This window comes from Pseudomonas sp. zfem001 (assembly GCF_032621725.1).
Taxonomy (GTDB): domain Bacteria; phylum Pseudomonadota; class Gammaproteobacteria; order Pseudomonadales; family Pseudomonadaceae; genus Aquipseudomonas; species Aquipseudomonas sediminis.
Map to the genome: position 1 here is coordinate 59,591 of NZ_JAVYJI010000008.1, position 15,749 is coordinate 75,339.

Sequence of the window (15,749 nt, forward strand, 5' to 3'; positions counted from 1 at the left end):
AAACCTTAGTGCTCGGCCGCCGGCCCACCAATGGGCTTTTCAGAGCGGTCTGGCTCGTCGACTTTGGCCTGCGGAGCACCAGAGTCGTCACCACCACCCCAGCCGCGCGGCTCACGGGGCTCGCGACCATTCATGATGTCATCGATCTGCTCAGCGTCGATGGTTTCATATTTCATCAACGCTTCGGCCATGGCATCGAGCTTGTCACGGTTCTCTACCAGCAGCTTCTTGGCCGTGTCGTAGCATTCATCGATGATACGGCGCACTTCCTCGTCGATCTGCTTGGCAGTCTCACCGGACACATTGCTGGCCTGACTGCCCATGCTACGCCCCAGGAAGACTTCACCTTCCTCCTCCGCATACATCAGCGGGCCCAGCTTCTCGGACAGGCCCCACTTGGTGACCATGTTCTTGGCCAGCTGGGTGGCGCGCATGATGTCGTTCGAAGCGCCTGTGGTGACACCATCGAAGCCCAAGGTCATCTCTTCGGCGATACGGCCACCGAACAGCGAGCAGATCTGGCTGATCAAGGCGCGCTTGCTGAGGCTGTAACGATCTTCTTCCGGCAGGAACATGGTCACACCCAAGGCACGACCGCGCGGAATAATGGAAACCTTGTAGACAGGGTCATGCTCGGGAACCAGGCGACCGACGATGGCGTGCCCCGCCTCGTGGAACGCAGTATTGAGCTTCTCTTTGTCGGACATGACCATGGTCTTGCGCTCTGCGCCCATCATGATCTTGTCCTTGGCCAGCTCGAACTCCTTCATTTCTACCAGGCGCTTACCGGCACGAGCAGCGAACAGAGAAGCTTCGTTGACCAGGTTGGCCAGATCAGCACCGGAGAAGCCCGGAGTACCGCGCGCGATGACAGCCGGATTGACGTCGTCGCCCATAGGCACTTTACGCATGTGCACTTTCAGAATCTGCTCGCGACCGCGGATATCAGGCAGGCCAACAACCACCTGACGGTCAAAGCGCCCAGGACGCAGCAGCGCAGGATCGAGAACGTCCGGACGGTTGGTGGCAGCGATGACGATAATGCCGTCGTTCATTTCGAAGCCGTCCATCTCCACCAGCAATTGGTTGAGAGTCTGCTCACGTTCGTCGTGACCGCCGCCCATGCCGGCGCCACGATGGCGACCAACAGCGTCGATCTCGTCGATGAAGATGATGCAAGGGGCGTGCTTCTTGGCCTGATCGAACATGTCGCGAACGCGGGAAGCACCCACACCCACGAACATCTCGACGAAGTCGGAACCGGAAATGGTGAAGAACGGCACTTTCGCTTCGCCGGCCACAGCTTTGGCCAGCAAGGTCTTGCCGGTACCTGGCGAGCCGACCATCAGCACGCCACGCGGGATACGACCGCCCAGACGCTGGAACTTGCCTGGATCGCGGAGGAATTCCACCAACTCGCTGACTTCTTCCTTGGCCTCGTCGCAACCAGCAACGTCAGCAAAGGTGGTCTTGACCTGATCCTCGGAAAGCAGGCGCGCCTTGGACTTACCAAAGCTCATCGGCCCGCCCTTACCGCCGGCCCCGCCTTGCATCTGACGCATGAAGAACATGAATACCGCGATGATCACCAGGATCGGGAAGCTTGCCACCAGCAGTTGAGTCCAGATGCTCTGCTGCTCCGGCTGCTTGCCTTCGATGACCACGTTGTTGTCGATCAGGTCGCCAATCAGGCCGCCGTCCTGGATCGCCGGGCGAATGGTCTTGAAGCCTTCGCCATCGGTACGCTTACCAGTGATCACATAGCCGTCGACGGTGACGCGCTCGACGCGCCCTTCCTTGACCTGCTCGATGAATTGCGAGTAGCTCAGGGTCTGCGGCTCGCTCGGACTGGAGAAGTTGTTCATCACGGTAACCAGCACCGCCGCGATGATCAGCCACAGGATCAGATTCTTTGCCATGTCGTTCAATTAGCTACCCTCTGAAGCAGGCCTCGTGGCGAAGCGGGCTTCCCATGACGACCAATGATATACCGACTAACTTACACCAAACGCCCGCGTCCCGCAGGCGCCGTCTGTAACCCTTTATGAGGTTTCTGCCACTGAGACCGACATGGTCGATACCAGTTTCAATCACACCCCGCGAAAGCCACGCGCCAGCAGATATTGTTCACGGGAGCGATCACGCGAGGAGAGCGGCTTGCGCATCTGCACCTTGTCGAACGTCTCACGCACCTGCTTGTGATAAGCGTCGAAACCTTCGCCCTGGAAGATCTTGATCAGAAAATCACCGCCCGGACGCAATACACGCCCGGCCAGATCCAGCGCCAGCTCGCACAGATACATGGCGCGCGCCTGATCGGCGGTTCTTACCCCACTCATATTGGGGGCCATATCGGAAATAACAAGGTCCACCGGATTTTCGCCGATGGCTTCGAGAATCTGCGCGAAGACCGCGTCATCGGTGAAGTCACCCTGAATGAAGGTGACATCAGGGATGCTGTCCATCTCCAGGATGTCGGAAGCGATCAGCCGCCCTTTGTCGCCAATCACCCGACTGGTGACCTGCGACCAACCGCCCGGTGCCGCGCCGAGATCGACTACGGTCATGCCTGGGCGCAGGATGCGATCCTTCTCCTGGATTTCCAGCAACTTGTAGCTGGCGCGCGAACGATAGCCGTCCTTCTGCGCCATCTTCACGTAAGGATCGTCGAAATGTTCTTTCAGCCAACGCTGGCTGGTCTTGGAACGTGCCACTGAAACCTCTGACTCAACGGGTCATGAATAACTGCGCGGGCTCGGGTAAGATAAGCGCCGTTTTCCAGACCGAACTAGGTACTAACGATTATGCCGCTCACTCAAGAGCAGAAGAAACAATTCAAATCTATCGGCCACCACCTGAAACCTGTATTGATCGTGGCTGACAATGGTTTGACCGAGGGCGTGCTGGCCGAACTGGACCGCGCCCTGAACGATCACGAGCTGATCAAGGTACAGCTGCGCCTCACCGAACGCGAGGATCGCCAGGCCGCCATTGTAGCCCTGTGCGAGAGCGGACGCGCTGAACTGGTCCAGTCGATTGGCAAGGTCGCCCTGCTCTATCGCAAGAACCCCAAGCCGAATCGCAACCTGTCCAACGTCATTCGTTACCAGGGTTGAGGCGCTTCTATCGCGATCACGGGCAAGCACGGCGCGCCCTGATCGCGAATGAATTCGCGCCTGAAAGCGCAGTTAGCGCCTGATCGGCGCCCCAGGCACGGGCTGCAGCACCAGCAACAGCCCACAAAATGCCATCACCAGATAGCTGAAGCGCAACCAGTACTCGGCCTCAGGCCAGTACTGCAACACAGCAAAGTAGCTCAGGACCATGGCCGCAACGGTCAGCAGCAGTTGCCCACGCATATCCCGCAACAGACTCGACAGACCTTCACTGCGCAGCAGGGCAAAAGTTTGCAGCGCAACGCATACCGCTGTCAGACCGACCAGTAGCGGCACCAGCCGCGTGGCTATCTCCTGTACCAGCAGCGGCGCCAGGCCAACCTGACCGATAGCTGGCAGGATGACGAATTGCAGCAACCACAAACCGCCAACCCAGAGGGTCTGGGCCAGCTGCCAACTTATGGCAGCCGCCCGCGACGGTTGTTGCGGTTTAGATATGACGAACTTCGACAATCTCGTACTCGATCAGGCCGCTGGGGGTCTGCACCGCCACCACATCACCCTCGCTCTTGCCGATCAGGGCACGAGCGATAGGTGAGCCGACGGAGATCTTGCGCTGCTTGATGTCGGCTTCGTCTTCACCAACGATCTGGTAGGTCACGCTTTCGTCGGTCTCGACGTTGGCGATTTCCACCGTGGTGCCGAAGATCACCTTGCCGGTGTGCTCGATGCTGGTGACGTCGATGATCACTGCGTTCTGCAGACGGCCTTCGATATCACGCACACGCGCCTCGACCATGCCCTGCTGCTCGCGCGCGGCATGGTATTCGGCGTTTTCCTTGAGATCGCCCAGCTCGCGGGCTTCACCGATGTCCTGGCTGAGTTTCGGACGCACCACCTTGGTCAGGTGCGCCAGCTCTTCTTCCAGGGCGCGAGCGCCCTGAACAGTCATGGGGTACTTGTTCATGCCTTGATTCCTGCATGCAGATCCTGCAGCCGGCGCACGGTCTTCTCGGGACCGAACTTGAGCGCTTCACAGACCGCCTGCCCCGCCGCGATGGTGGTGGTGCAGTAGATCTTGTGCTGCAGGGCGTTACGACGGATCGAGTAGGAGTCAGCGATGGACTGACGCCCCTCGGTGGTATTGATGATCAGAGTGACTTCGTCATTCTTGATCATGTCGACCACGTGCGGACGGCCTTCGGTCACCTTGTTCACGCGGCGTACCGGCAGGCCGGCAGCCTCGATCACCTTGGCAGTGCCGGCGGTGGCGACCACCTCGAAGCCCAGTGCGACCAGGTCACGGGCGACCTGAACGGCTTCCGGCTTGTCGTCCTCACGCACACTGATGAACGCGCAACCGGAGTTCGGCAGGATTTCGCTGGCGCCCAACTGAGCCTTGGCGAAGGCTTCGCCGAAGGTGTCGCCGACACCCATGACTTCACCGGTGGATTTCATCTCTGGGCCGAGGATCGGGTCGACACCCGGGAACTTGGCGAAGGGGAACACCGCTTCCTTGACGCTGAAGAACGGCGGGATGATTTCCTCGCTGTAACCCGCTTCGGCCAGGCTCTTGCCGGCCATGACGCGAGCAGCCACCTTGGCCAGCGACTCGCCGACGCACTTGGAGACGAACGGCACGGTACGCGAGGCGCGCGGGTTCACTTCGATGACGTAGATGTCCTCGCCCTGCACGGCCATCTGTACGTTCATCAGACCGACCACGCCGAGCTCCAGGGCCATTTTCTTGACCTGTTCGCGGATCTCGTCCTGGATGTGCATCGGCAGCGAGTACGGCGGCAACGAGCAAGCAGAGTCACCGGAGTGCACGCCAGCCTGTTCGATGTGCTGCATGATCGCACCGATCACTACGGTCTCGCCGTCGCACACCGCATCCACGTCCACCTCGATGGCGCAGTTGAGGAAGCGATCGAGCAGCACCGGGCTGTCGTTGGAGACCTTCACCGCTTCGCGCATGTAGCGTTTGAGCTCTTCTTCCTGGTAGACGATTTCCATCGCCCGGCCGCCCAGTACGTAGGACGGACGCACCACCATTGGGTAACCGATGTTCTTCGACAGAGCCAGGGCTTCATCTTCGCTGCGCGCAGTGGCGTTGGCCGGCTGACGCAGGTTCAGGCGCTGCACCATCTGCTGGAAGCGCTCGCGGTCTTCGGCGCGGTCGATGGCCTCAGGGCTGGTGCCGATGATCGGAACGCCCGCTTCTTCCAGAGCGCGGCAGATCTTCAGCGGGGTCTGGCCGCCGTACTGGACGATGACGCCTTTCGGCTGCTCGACACGGACGATTTCCAGCACGTCTTCCAGGGTCACCGGCTCGAAGTACAGGCGATCGGAGGTGTCGTAGTCGGTGGAGACGGTTTCCGGGTTGCAGTTGACCATGATGGTCTCGTAACCGTCTTCACGCATTGCCAGCGCAGCGTGCACGCAGCAGTAGTCGAACTCGATGCCTTGGCCGATACGGTTGGGGCCACCACCGAGAATCATGATCTTCTCGCGGCTCGACGGATTGGCCTCGCACTCTTCCTCGTAGGTCGAATACATGTAGGCGGTGTCGGTGGCGAATTCGGCGGCGCAGGTGTCCACACGCTTGTACACCGGCAGCACTTTCAGCTTGTGGCGATGAGCACGCAGGCTCTTCTCGGAAACACCCAGCAGCTTGGCCAGGCGCGCATCGGAGAAGCCCTTGCGCTTGAGCTTGAACATCAGGTCGCGGTCGATAGCCGACAGCCCCAGGGTCTCCACGGTCGCTTCGTCCTTGATCAGATCTTCGATCTGCACCAGGAACCACTCGTCGATACGGGTCAGCTCGAACACTTCGGCGACGGTCTTGCCGGCGCGGAAGGCATCAGCCACGTACCAGATACGGTCGGCGCTGGGCACGGTCAGCTCGCGACGCAGAGTACTTTCAGCCTCCGGGTCGTTCAGGTCGAGCTTCGGATCGAAGCCGGCAACGCCGACTTCCAGACCGCGCAGGGCTTTCTGCATGGATTCCTGGAAGGTACGGCCGATGGCCATGACCTCGCCCACAGACTTCATCTGAGTGGTCAGGCGGGCGTCGGCTTTCGGGAATTTCTCGAAGGCGAAGCGCGGAACCTTGGTTACCACATAGTCGATGGCCGGCTCGAACGACGCCGGGGTACGACCGCCAGTGATGTCGTTGCTCAGCTCGTCGAGGGTGTAACCGACAGCCAGCTTGGCGGCGATCTTGGCGATCGGGAAGCCGGTGGCCTTGGAAGCCAGCGCCGAGCTGCGCGATACACGCGGGTTCATTTCGATGACGACCATACGACCGGTGTTCGGGCAGATGCCGAACTGCACGTTGGAGCCACCGGTTTCCACGCCGATCTCACGCAGTACCGCCAGCGAGGCGTTACGCAGGATCTGGTATTCCTTGTCGGTCAGCGTCTGAGCAGGGGCAACGGTGATCGAGTCACCGGTGTGCACGCCCATCGGATCGAAGTTCTCGATGGAGCAGACGATGATGCAGTTGTCCTTCTTGTCACGGACCACCTCCATCTCGTATTCCTTCCAGCCGATCAGCGACTCGTCGATCAGCAGCTCGCTGGTCGGCGACAGGTCGAGACCACGGGCGCAGATTTCCTCGAACTCTTCACGGTTGTAGGCGATACCACCACCGGTGCCACCCATGGTGAAGGACGGACGGATGATGCACGGGAAGCCGACTTTTTCGAGGACGCCGTAAGCGTCTTCCATGCTGTGGGCAATGCCGGATACCGGGCAAGCCAGGCCGATGTCTTTCATCGCCTTGTCGAAGCGCGAACGGTCTTCAGCCTTGTCGATGGTGTCGGCGTTGGCACCGATCATCTCGACGCCGAACTTTTCCAGCACGCCGTGACGCTCCAGGTCCAGCGCGCAGTTCAGTGCGGTCTGGCCACCCATGGTCGGCAGCAGGGCGTCGGGGCGCTCCTTCTCGATGATCTTGGCCACGGTGGCCCACTTGATCGGCTCGATATAGGTGGCGTCGGCCATCGACGGGTCAGTCATGATGGTGGCCGGGTTGGAGTTCACCAGGATGACGCGGAACCCTTCTTCCTTCAGCGCCTTACAGGCCTGGGCGCCGGAGTAGTCGAACTCACAGGCCTGGCCGATGACGATGGGGCCAGCACCGAGGATCAGGATGCTTTTGATGTCTGTACGTTTTGGCATAGCGGTTACTCGAATCCTTGGGTCAGTCGGCGGGGCTTAACGGCGCTTGGCCATGGCTTCGATGAAGCGGTCGAACAGCGGCGCCACGTCGTGCGGGCCGGGGCTCGCCTCGGGGTGACCCTGGAAGCTGAAGGCGTCCTTGTCGGTACGCTCGATGCCCTGCAGGGTGCCGTCGAACAGCGACTTGTGAATCGCGCGCACATTGCTCGGCAGGCTGCTTTCGTCCACGGCGAAACCGTGGTTCTGGCTGGTGATCATCACCACGCCGCTGTCGAGATCCTGTACCGGGTGGTTGGCACCGTGGTGGCCATGGCCCATTTTCAGGGTCTTGGCGCCAGAGGCCAGGGCCAGCAGCTGGTGGCCGAGGCAGATGCCGAATACCGGGATATCGGTTTCCAGCACGTCCTTGATCGCCTGGATCGCGTAGTCGCAAGGCTCGGGATCGCCAGGGCCGTTAGACAGGAACACGCCATCAGGATTGAGCGCCAGCACGTCGCTGGCCGGAGTTTGCGCCGGCACCACGGTCAGGCGGCAGCCACGCTCGACCAGCATGCGCAGGATGTTCAGCTTCACGCCGTAGTCGTAGGCGACCACATGATAAGGCAGTTCGCTGGCCGGGATTTCCGGGTGGCTATCGTCCTTCAGATTCCAGGTGCTTTCGCGCCACTCGTAGCGCTCGGTGCAGCTGACTACCTTGGCCAGGTCCATGCCCTTGAGGCCCGGGAAGCTGCGCGCCAGCTCCAGTGCTTTCTCTTCGGTGGCGTCGTCACCGACCAGAATGCAGCCGTTCTGCGAACCTTTTTCGCGCAGGATGCGAGTCAGGCGGCGAGTATCGATACCGGCGATGGCGACGGTGCCGTTGGCTTTCAGGTACTCGTCCAGCGGCTGCTTGTCGCGCCAGTTGCTGGAGATCAGCGGCAGGTCACGGATGATCAGGCCAGCGGCCCATACGCGGTTGGACTCGGCATCTTCCGGCGTGGTGCCGGTGTTGCCGATGTGCGGGTAAGTCAGGGTAACGATCTGCTGGGCATAGGATGGATCGGTAAGGATTTCCTGATAGCCGGTCATGGCGGTGTTGAACACCACCTCTCCAATCGTCTGGCCATCGGCCCCGATGGAATCGCCGCGAAAAATGCTGCCGTCAGCAAGGGCCAAAATGGCAGGTTTGGGGGCTGGCTTAGTCAAGAAGACCTCCGTCTCGATCAAGGCTTGAAGCAAACGCAGGTTGTAAAAAAGCGGGATGACGTGTGAAGGTCATCCCGCTTTTTTATTTGAGCCATTCTGCGTAACTTTTAGTGGACACACTAAAACAGGAAGCTTACAGGAAAACCCTTTTTCGGTCCACCCGATAAGACGCCTCAGTCACACATTCACATCAACGCAGGCCCAACACGTCCTGCATGTCGTACAGCGCCGGCGAACGCTGCTGCAGCCACAGCGCAGAACGCACTGCGCCCTTGGCGAAAGTCATGCGGCTGGAGGCCTTGTGCGTGATCTCTACGCGCTCGCCGTCGGCGGCGAACAACACGGTGTGATCACCCACCACATCACCGGCACGCACGGTGGCGAAACCAATGGTTTCACGCTCACGCGCACCGGTCTGACCTTCACGACCGTAGACGGCGACCTTCTGCAGATCACGCCCCAATGCATCGGCAACCACTTCGCCCATGCGCAGCGCGGTGCCGGACGGCGCATCGACCTTGTGCCGATGGTGGGCTTCGATGATCTCGATATCCACGTCATCACCCAATACGCGAGCTGCGGTATCGAGCAGCTTCAGGCACAGGTTGACGCCAACACTGAAGTTGGCGGCGAAAACGATAGGGATCTGCTTGGCCGCTTCGCTAAGCTGCTGCTTCTCTTCTGGCGTGAAGCCCGTGGTGCCGATGACCATGGCCTTGCCCGCCTGGCGGCAGACTTCCAGGTTCTTCAGCGTCACCGACGGGTGAGTGAAGTCGATCAGCACATCGAAATCATCGATCACGGCGCTCAGGTCGCCTGCCAGGGTTACCCCGATCTTGCCCAGACCAACCAGCTCACCGGCATCAGCACCGACCAGGCTGCTGTCAGCACGGTCGATGGCGGCACTGAGCTTAGCACCCTCGGCCCGACTGACGGCCTCGATCAGGGTCTTGCCCATACGCCCGGCGGCGCCCATCACTGCAATACGTTGCATACATCAGCTCCAAGTTGTCGCCCCGGCATCACCGGGGCGTTGCGATTAAACGTCGCCGAAGAAGCGCTTCACGCCTTCGAACCAGCCACTGGCCTTGGGCGAGTGGGAATCGTCACCCTGCAGCGACTTGCGGAACTCCTCGAGCAGCTCGCGCTGACGCTTGTTCAGGTTGACCGGCGTTTCCACCGCCACCCGGCACATCAGATCGCCAGCCGCACCACCACGCACAGGAGCCACTCCCTTGCCACGCAGGCGGAACAGCTTGCCGGTCTGAGTACCTTCCGGGATCTTCAGCTTGACCCGACCATCGAGGGTCGGCACTTCCAGCTCGCCACCCAGCGCCGCATCGGCAAAGCTGATCGGCACTTCGCAGTACAGATGCTTGCCGTCACGCTGGAAGATCGCATGCTCACGGACGTTGACCACCACATACAGGTCACCAGCCGGGCCGCCATGGGTACCGGCCTCACCCTCGCCAGACAGACGAATGCGGTCACCGGTATCGACACCTGGCGGCACTTTGACCGACAGGGTCTTGCTTTCTTCCACGCGCCCCTGGCCATGACAGCTGCCGCACGGGTCGGTGATCATCTTGCCGCTGCCATGACAGCGCGGGCAGGTCTGCTGTACAGAGAAGAAACCCTGCTGCATGCGCACCTGACCAATGCCACCGCACGTGGTACAGGTGACCGGGCTGGTGCCCTTCTTGGCACCCGAGCCATCGCAGGTCTTGCAACCGACCAGGGTCGGCACGCGGATGGTCACGGTGGTGCCGCGTACCGCTTCTTCCAGATCCAGCTCAAGGGTGTAGCGCAGATCCGAGCCGCGCTGGGCGCCGCCACGCGAACCGCCGCGAGCACCGCCGAAGAAGTCGCTGAACACATCCCCGAAGATATCGGAGAAGTTGGCGCCGCCGAAACCGGCGCCACCACCGCCACCCATCTGCGGGTCGACCCCGGCGTGGCCGTATTGGTCGTAAGCCGAACGCTTGGCCGCATCAGAAAGTACTTCGTAGGCCTCGTTGGCCTCCTTGAATTTCTCTTCGGTGTCTTTGTCGTCCGGGTTGCGGTCCGGGTGATATTTCATCGCCAGGCGCCGATAGGCCTTCTTCAGCTCGGCTTCGCTAGCACCGCGCTCGACCCCCAGGATCTCGTAATAGTCACGTTTTGCCATAGTTGTGCTGCACTCTCAGATTCGTGAGCTCCAGATACGCCGACGCGGGAGAAGGCTCCCGCGCGGCGAATCCTGCCCGTCGCGAGCGACGGTGGAGCGTAAAGAAGAGGCGGCCTGCCGAGCAGGCCGCATCCCTTACTTGTTCTCCTTGACCTCTTCGAACTCAGCGTCGACCACGTCGTCACCGGCATCCTTGGCGTCGCCAGCGTCAGCCTGGGCGGCGCCGCCCTGCGGCTGCTCGGCATACATCTTCTGAGCCAGCGGCGTAGTGGCTTCGGACAGGGCGTTCATCTTGGCTTCGATGGCCTCCTTGTCGTCGCCTTTCACAGCCACTTCCAGTTCGCCAATGGCTTTCTCGATGGCCGCCTTCTCGTCGGCAGTGGCCTTGTCGCCTGCTTCGGTGAGCATCTTGCGGGTGGCGTGCACCAGCTGATCGCCCTGGTTACGTGCCGTGGCCAGCTCTTCGAACTTGCGGTCTTCCTCGGCGTTGGCCTCGGCGTCACGCACCATACGCTCGATTTCGTCATCGGACAGGCCGGAGTTGGCCTTGATCACGATGGACTGCTGCTTGCCGGTGGCCTTGTCCTTGGCGGACACGTGCAGGATGCCATTGGCGTCGATGTCGAAGGTCACTTCGATCTGCGGCACGCCACGCGGAGCCGGCGGAATCTCGGCCAGGTCGAACTTGCCCAGCGACTTGTTCTGTGCGGCCTGCTTGCGCTCACCCTGCAGCACGTGAATGGTCACGGCGCTCTGGTTGTCATCGGCAGTGGAGAACACCTGCGACTTCTTGGTCGGGATGGTGGTGTTCTTCTCGATCAGCGCAGTCATCACGCCACCCATGGTTTCGATACCCAGGGTCAGCGGGGACACATCCAGCAGCAGTACGTCCTTGACGTCACCGGCCAGAACGGCGCCCTGAATGGCAGCGCCCATGGCGACGGCTTCATCCGGGTTGACGTCCTTGCGCGGTTCCTTGCCGAAGAACTCGGTCACCAGCTTCTGCACCAGCGGCATACGGGTCTGACCACCGACCAGAATCACATCGTTGATAGAACCAACGTCGACACCGGCATCTTTCAGCGCGATACGGCAAGGCTCGATGGTGCGCTGCACCAGATCCTCGACCAGCGACTCCAGCTTGGAGCGGGAGATCTTCACGTTCAGGTGCTTCGGACCGGTGGCATCTGCAGTGATGTACGGCAGGTTGACGTCGGTCTGCTGGCTCGAGGACAGCTCGATCTTGGCCTTCTCGGCGGCTTCCTTCAGGCGCTGCATGGCCAGCGGGTCACCCTTGAGGTTCATGCCGGTTTCTTTCTTGAATTCGTCGACGAGGTAATCGATCAGACGAATGTCGAAGTCTTCACCACCGAGGAAGGTGTCGCCGTTGGTAGCCAGCACTTCGAACTGGTGCTCGCCGTCGACTTCGGCGATCTCGATGACCGACACGTCGAAGGTACCGCCACCCAGGTCATAAACGATCACGGTGTGGTCGCCCTTGGCCTTGTCCATACCGTAGGCCAGCGCGGCCGCAGTCGGCTCGTTGATGATGCGCTTGACGTCCAGACCGGCGATGCGACCAGCATCCTTGGTAGCCTGACGCTGGCTATCGTTGAAGTAAGCCGGGACGGTGATTACCGCCTCGGTGACTGCTTCGCCGAGATAGTCTTCGGCGGTCTTCTTCATCTTCTTGAGAATTTCAGCCGAGATTTGCGGCGGTGCCATTTTCTGGCCGTTCACTTCGACCCAGGCGTCACCGTTGTCCGCCTTGGCGATCTTGTACGGCACCATCTGAATGTCTTTCTGCACGACCTCTTCGTCGAAACGACGACCGATCAGACGCTTCACCGCATACAGGGTGTTGTGCGGATTGGTCACCGCCTGACGCTTGGCCGACTGACCAACGAGGATTTCACCGTCATTGGCATAAGCAATGATGGACGGCGTGGTACGAGCGCCTTCGGCGTTCTCGATTACCTTGACGTTGCCGTTTTCCAGAATGGAGACGCAGGAGTTGGTGGTCCCCAGGTCGATACCGATAATTTTGCCCATGAATGTTCTCCCGAAACTTTGATTTTTCCGTCGCCTCGTTTCTCAGGCGCCGGCAGCACTAAAACGCTTGACTTAAAAATGGGGTCGTTACAGCTGATTTCAAGCCTGCTCGTCGATACTCGGCGGCGGCGTGGTTGGCGCCTTGCTGACCACGACCATGGCCGGGCGCAGCAGGCGACCGTTAAGCAGATAGCCCTTCTGGAACACCTTGAGCACCGAATTCGGCTCGGTATGAATGCTCTCTTCCATGGCCATGGCCTGGTGGTGCTCCGGGTTGAACGGCGCGCCGTGCGGGTCGATGGCTTCCAGGTTGTAGCGAGCGAGCGTGTCGTGGAACAACTTGAGGGTCAGTTGCATGCCTTCACGCACGGCCTTGATCGATACATCGTCAGGGCTGGACAACTCCAGGCCACGCTCCAGGCTGTCGATTACCGGCAGCAGGTCGCCGGCAAATTTTTCCAGCGCAAACTTGTGCGCCTTTTCCACATCCTGCTCTGCGCGGCGACGCACGTTCTGCAGGTCGGCAGCCATGCGCAGCGACTGATCCTGCGCAGCGGCCAGTTGCTCTTCCAGCGTTTGCACGCGAGCAGCCAGGTCGTCACTCGGCGCTACAGCTTCCGCTGCCTGCGCTTCGGGATTCTGCGTATCCAGGGTCTGTTCGTCAGCCATGCCTTTCTCCTCTCGAAAAAACTGGCGCGATACCGGCTCGCGCTCCTGCCGCCTATATGGAGTCAATTCCACAGCTTTCAAGGGGCGATAGACGAGGATTGCCAGGAAAAGAAAAAACACTGTATAAATAACCAGACATCAATTCGGGAGCGTTCGCCATGCTGGTGCACCTGTCCATTCACAACTACGCCATCGTTGACCATCTGGATCTTGAGCTGGATGCCGGCATGAGCGCCATCAGCGGCGAGACCGGTGCCGGCAAGTCGATCATGCTCGACGCCCTCGGCCTGTGCCTGGGCGATCGTGCCGACAGCGGCGTGGTGCGCCCAGGCAGTGACAAGGCGGACATTCTCGCCAGCTTCGATCTGGCGGACATTCCCGAAGCCCGCACCTGGCTTGCCGAGCGCGACCTGGACAACGACGGCCCGTGCATCCTGCGCCGGGTGATTACCGCCGAGGGCCGCTCGCGCGGCTATATCAATGGCAGCCCCTGCCCGCAGGCCGATCTCAAGGCCCTTGGCGAACTGATCATCGATATCCACAGCCAGCACGAACATCAGTCGCTGCTCAAGACCGACACCCATCGCCGCCTGCTCGACGAATACGCCGGCAGCCAGGACCTCGCGCGCCAGGTGCAACTCGCAGCGCAACGTTGGAAGCAGACGCGCAACGAACTTGAGCGCATCTCCAGCCAGAGCAACGAGCAGCGCGCTCGCCACCAGTTGCTCAGCTACCAGCTCGAAGAACTGGAAAACCTCGCCCTCGGCGAGAACGAGCTGGAGCAACTGGAACAGGAGCACAAGGCGCTGAGCAATGCTGAAGCGCTGCTCGCTGCCTGTCGCCAGGTACTGGATTTGTGCAGCGAAAGCGATGCCGGCAACGTGCTGTCGGCGCTAACCGCCAGCCTCAACCGCTTGGGCGCCTTTGGCGGTCAGGGCGGCACCTTGAACGAAGCCAGCAACTTGTTGGCCAGTGCGCAGATCCAGGTGGAGGAAGCCGTCGGCGAATTGAACCGCTTCCTCGACCACTTCGACGCCGACCCCGAGCGCCAGCAGTTTCTCGAAGAGCGCCTGGACACCATCTACACCCTGGCCCGCAAGCACCGTATTCAACCAGCCGAACTGGCCGCTTTGCAGCAGCAGTTGTTCGATGAGCTCGAAGGCCTGAATGCCGACGATCAGGCCAGCGAACGCCTGGCCGAGGAGCTGGCGGCTTATGAGCGCCACTACCAGGAAAAAGCAGCCGAGCTCAGCACACTGCGCAGCAATGCTGCCGAGCGCCTGGCCGCAGCCGTAGAGCAGGAAATGCAGGCTCTGGGAATGCCCGGCGGTCGCTTCAATATTCAACTCCAAGCCATGAGCAGCGAAGAACCACACGCAAGCGGCCTGGAGACAGTGGAATTTCTGGTAAGCGCCAACCCTGGTCAGCCGCTACGCGGCCTGGCCAAGGTGGCATCTGGCGGTGAACTGTCACGCATCAGCCTGGCGATTCAGGTGATAACCGCACAGACCTCGCGCGTACCGACCCTGGTATTCGACGAAGTGGACGTCGGTATCGGCGGCCCAACCGCAGAAGTGGTCGGCCAGCTGTTACGCCGCCTCGGCGAACGCGGGCAAGTGCTGTGCGTCACCCACTTGCCGCAAGTCGCCGCGCAGGGCCATCAACATCTGTTCGTGCACAAACGCCGCGGCGAAGACGCCACCTCTACCGCAGTGAGCAAGCTGGACGAGAGCGGCCGCGTCGAAGAGATCGCTCGCATGCTCGGTGGCGTCGACCTGACCGAGGAATCCCTGGCTCATGCGCGCAAGATGGTCACCAGCGCCCAGGCGGCGTGAGACACGCTTAGCGCGGACGCAATCCGGAAACCCTCGGATTACAACCGGACCATGGCAAAGCAAAAAGGCGACCCGAGGGTCACCTTTTTAATTGCCGCAGAAGAATCAGCTCTTCTTGCGCACGTACAGCACCAGGTTGTGGTCAACCAGCTCGAAACCGTGCTCCTTGACGATTTCCTTCTGGCGCTTCTCAATCTCGGCGTCGAAAAATTCGATCACTTCGCCGGAGTCGACGCAGACCATATGGTCGTGATGGCCGCTGTCAGCCAGTTCGAATACGGCATGGCCGCCATCGAAGTTGTGACGCACCACCAGGCCAGCGGCCTCGAACTGAGTCAGGACGCGGTATACGGTGGCCAGGCCAACGTCTTCACCGGCCTCCATCAGCGCCTTATAGACATCCTCCGCGCTCATGTGGCGGTGCTCGGCGTTATCCAGCATTTGCAGGATTTTGACTCGTGGCAGAGTCACCTTCAGTCCAGCTTTGCGCAGTTCGTTATTTTCAACCATGGTCTGCTTTCTCATGGATGCTGCTTCGCA

General features: G+C 60.7%; 13 protein-coding genes. 2 read left to right on the plus strand and 11 right to left on the minus strand.

Annotated features, from left to right (window positions below):
- Window positions 1-5: 5 nt before the first annotated feature.
- Both ftsH and rlmE read right to left on the minus strand, forming a co-directional pair.
- Window positions 6-1,919: an ATP-dependent zinc metalloprotease FtsH gene (ftsH, locus tag RTH74_RS22365; protein ID WP_106735383.1), complete on the minus strand. Its 1,914-nt coding sequence runs from the start codon at window positions 1,917-1,919 to the stop codon at window positions 6-8.
- Window positions 1,920-2,090: 171 nt separating this feature from the next.
- The gene (rlmE, locus tag RTH74_RS22370; protein ID WP_099526104.1) at window positions 2,091-2,714 is read right to left on the minus strand and encodes a 23S rRNA (uridine(2552)-2'-O)-methyltransferase RlmE; all 624 of its coding nucleotides are present in this window, start codon (window positions 2,712-2,714) and stop codon (window positions 2,091-2,093) included.
- Window positions 2,715-2,804: 90 nt separating this feature from the next.
- Between rlmE and yhbY the strand changes: the two genes are divergently transcribed.
- A complete protein-coding gene (yhbY, locus tag RTH74_RS22375; protein WP_017675336.1) occupies window positions 2,805-3,116 on the plus strand; it encodes a ribosome assembly RNA-binding protein YhbY in 312 nt (103 codons plus the stop codon).
- 72 nt (window positions 3,117-3,188) lie between these two features.
- On the opposite strand, the gene RTH74_RS22380 is transcribed toward yhbY, so the two are convergent.
- The 8 genes from RTH74_RS22380 to grpE all read right to left on the minus strand — a co-directional run bounded on the left by RTH74_RS22380 (window position 3,189) and on the right by grpE (window position 13,374).
- Entirely contained in the window at window positions 3,189-3,629 is a 441-nt protein-coding gene (locus tag RTH74_RS22380; RefSeq protein WP_316916102.1) for a DUF4149 domain-containing protein, read from the minus strand.
- Window positions 3,607-4,083 (minus strand): transcription elongation factor GreA, encoded by a 477-nt coding sequence (gene greA, locus RTH74_RS22385; protein WP_099526106.1) that lies wholly within the window; start codon window positions 4,081-4,083, stop codon window positions 3,607-3,609. The genes RTH74_RS22380 and greA overlap by 23 nt, the downstream gene beginning before the upstream one ends.
- On the minus strand, window positions 4,080-7,301 hold the full coding sequence (gene carB / locus RTH74_RS22390) for a carbamoyl-phosphate synthase large subunit (RefSeq protein ID WP_296234307.1): 3,222 nt from the start codon (window positions 7,299-7,301) through the stop codon (window positions 4,080-4,082). The genes greA and carB overlap by 4 nt, the downstream gene beginning before the upstream one ends.
- Window positions 7,302-7,337: 36 nt before the next feature.
- Window positions 7,338-8,486, minus strand: coding sequence for a glutamine-hydrolyzing carbamoyl-phosphate synthase small subunit (gene carA, locus RTH74_RS22395; protein WP_256832984.1), 1,149 nt, complete (start codon window positions 8,484-8,486; stop codon window positions 7,338-7,340).
- Window positions 8,487-8,676: 190 nt separating this feature from the next.
- Window positions 8,677-9,480: a 4-hydroxy-tetrahydrodipicolinate reductase gene (gene dapB, locus RTH74_RS22400; RefSeq protein ID WP_316916103.1), complete on the minus strand. Its 804-nt coding sequence runs from the start codon at window positions 9,478-9,480 to the stop codon at window positions 8,677-8,679.
- Window positions 9,481-9,525: 45 nt separating this feature from the next.
- The gene (gene dnaJ, locus RTH74_RS22405; protein ID WP_316916104.1) at window positions 9,526-10,653 is read right to left on the minus strand and encodes a molecular chaperone DnaJ; all 1,128 of its coding nucleotides are present in this window, start codon (window positions 10,651-10,653) and stop codon (window positions 9,526-9,528) included.
- A 135-nt stretch (window positions 10,654-10,788) separates the two neighbouring features.
- Entirely contained in the window at window positions 10,789-12,705 is a 1,917-nt protein-coding gene (gene dnaK / locus RTH74_RS22410; RefSeq protein WP_099526110.1) for a molecular chaperone DnaK, read from the minus strand.
- A gap of 99 nt (window positions 12,706-12,804) precedes the next feature.
- Window positions 12,805-13,374 carry a nucleotide exchange factor GrpE gene (gene grpE, locus RTH74_RS22415; protein ID WP_099526111.1) on the minus strand — a complete coding sequence of 190 codons (570 nt, stop codon included), beginning with the start codon at window positions 13,372-13,374 and terminating at the stop codon, window positions 12,805-12,807.
- 158 nt (window positions 13,375-13,532) lie between these two features.
- Between grpE and recN the strand changes: the two genes are divergently transcribed.
- On the plus strand, window positions 13,533-15,209 hold the full coding sequence (gene recN, locus RTH74_RS22420) for a DNA repair protein RecN (RefSeq protein WP_316916105.1): 1,677 nt from the start codon (window positions 13,533-13,535) through the stop codon (window positions 15,207-15,209).
- A gap of 105 nt (window positions 15,210-15,314) precedes the next feature.
- Here the strand turns inward: recN and fur are convergent, their stop codons facing one another.
- Window positions 15,315-15,719 (minus strand): ferric iron uptake transcriptional regulator, encoded by a 405-nt coding sequence (fur, locus tag RTH74_RS22425; protein ID WP_003240531.1) that lies wholly within the window; start codon window positions 15,717-15,719, stop codon window positions 15,315-15,317.
- Window positions 15,720-15,749: the final 30 nt, after the last annotated feature.

Coding starts and splice junctions, on each gene's coding strand:
- dapB (WP_316916103.1), bottom strand. CDS start 9,480: ATGCAACGTATTGCAGTGATGGGCGCCGCCGGGCGTATGGGCAAGACC.
- yhbY (WP_017675336.1), top strand. CDS start 2,805: ATGCCGCTCACTCAAGAGCAGAAGAAACAATTCAAATCTATCGGCCAC.
- fur (WP_003240531.1), bottom strand. CDS start 15,719: ATGGTTGAAAATAACGAACTGCGCAAAGCTGGACTGAAGGTGACTCTG.
- carB (WP_296234307.1), bottom strand. CDS start 7,301: ATGCCAAAACGTACAGACATCAAAAGCATCCTGATCCTCGGTGCTGGC.
- recN (WP_316916105.1), top strand. CDS start 13,533: ATGCTGGTGCACCTGTCCATTCACAACTACGCCATCGTTGACCATCTG.
- greA (WP_099526106.1), bottom strand. CDS start 4,083: ATGAACAAGTACCCCATGACTGTTCAGGGCGCTCGCGCCCTGGAAGAA.
- grpE (WP_099526111.1), bottom strand. CDS start 13,374: ATGGCTGACGAACAGACCCTGGATACGCAGAATCCCGAAGCGCAGGCA.
- ftsH (WP_106735383.1), bottom strand. CDS start 1,919: ATGGCAAAGAATCTGATCCTGTGGCTGATCATCGCGGCGGTGCTGGTT.
- dnaJ (WP_316916104.1), bottom strand. CDS start 10,653: ATGGCAAAACGTGACTATTACGAGATCCTGGGGGTCGAGCGCGGTGCT.
- dnaK (WP_099526110.1), bottom strand. CDS start 12,705: ATGGGCAAAATTATCGGTATCGACCTGGGGACCACCAACTCCTGCGTC.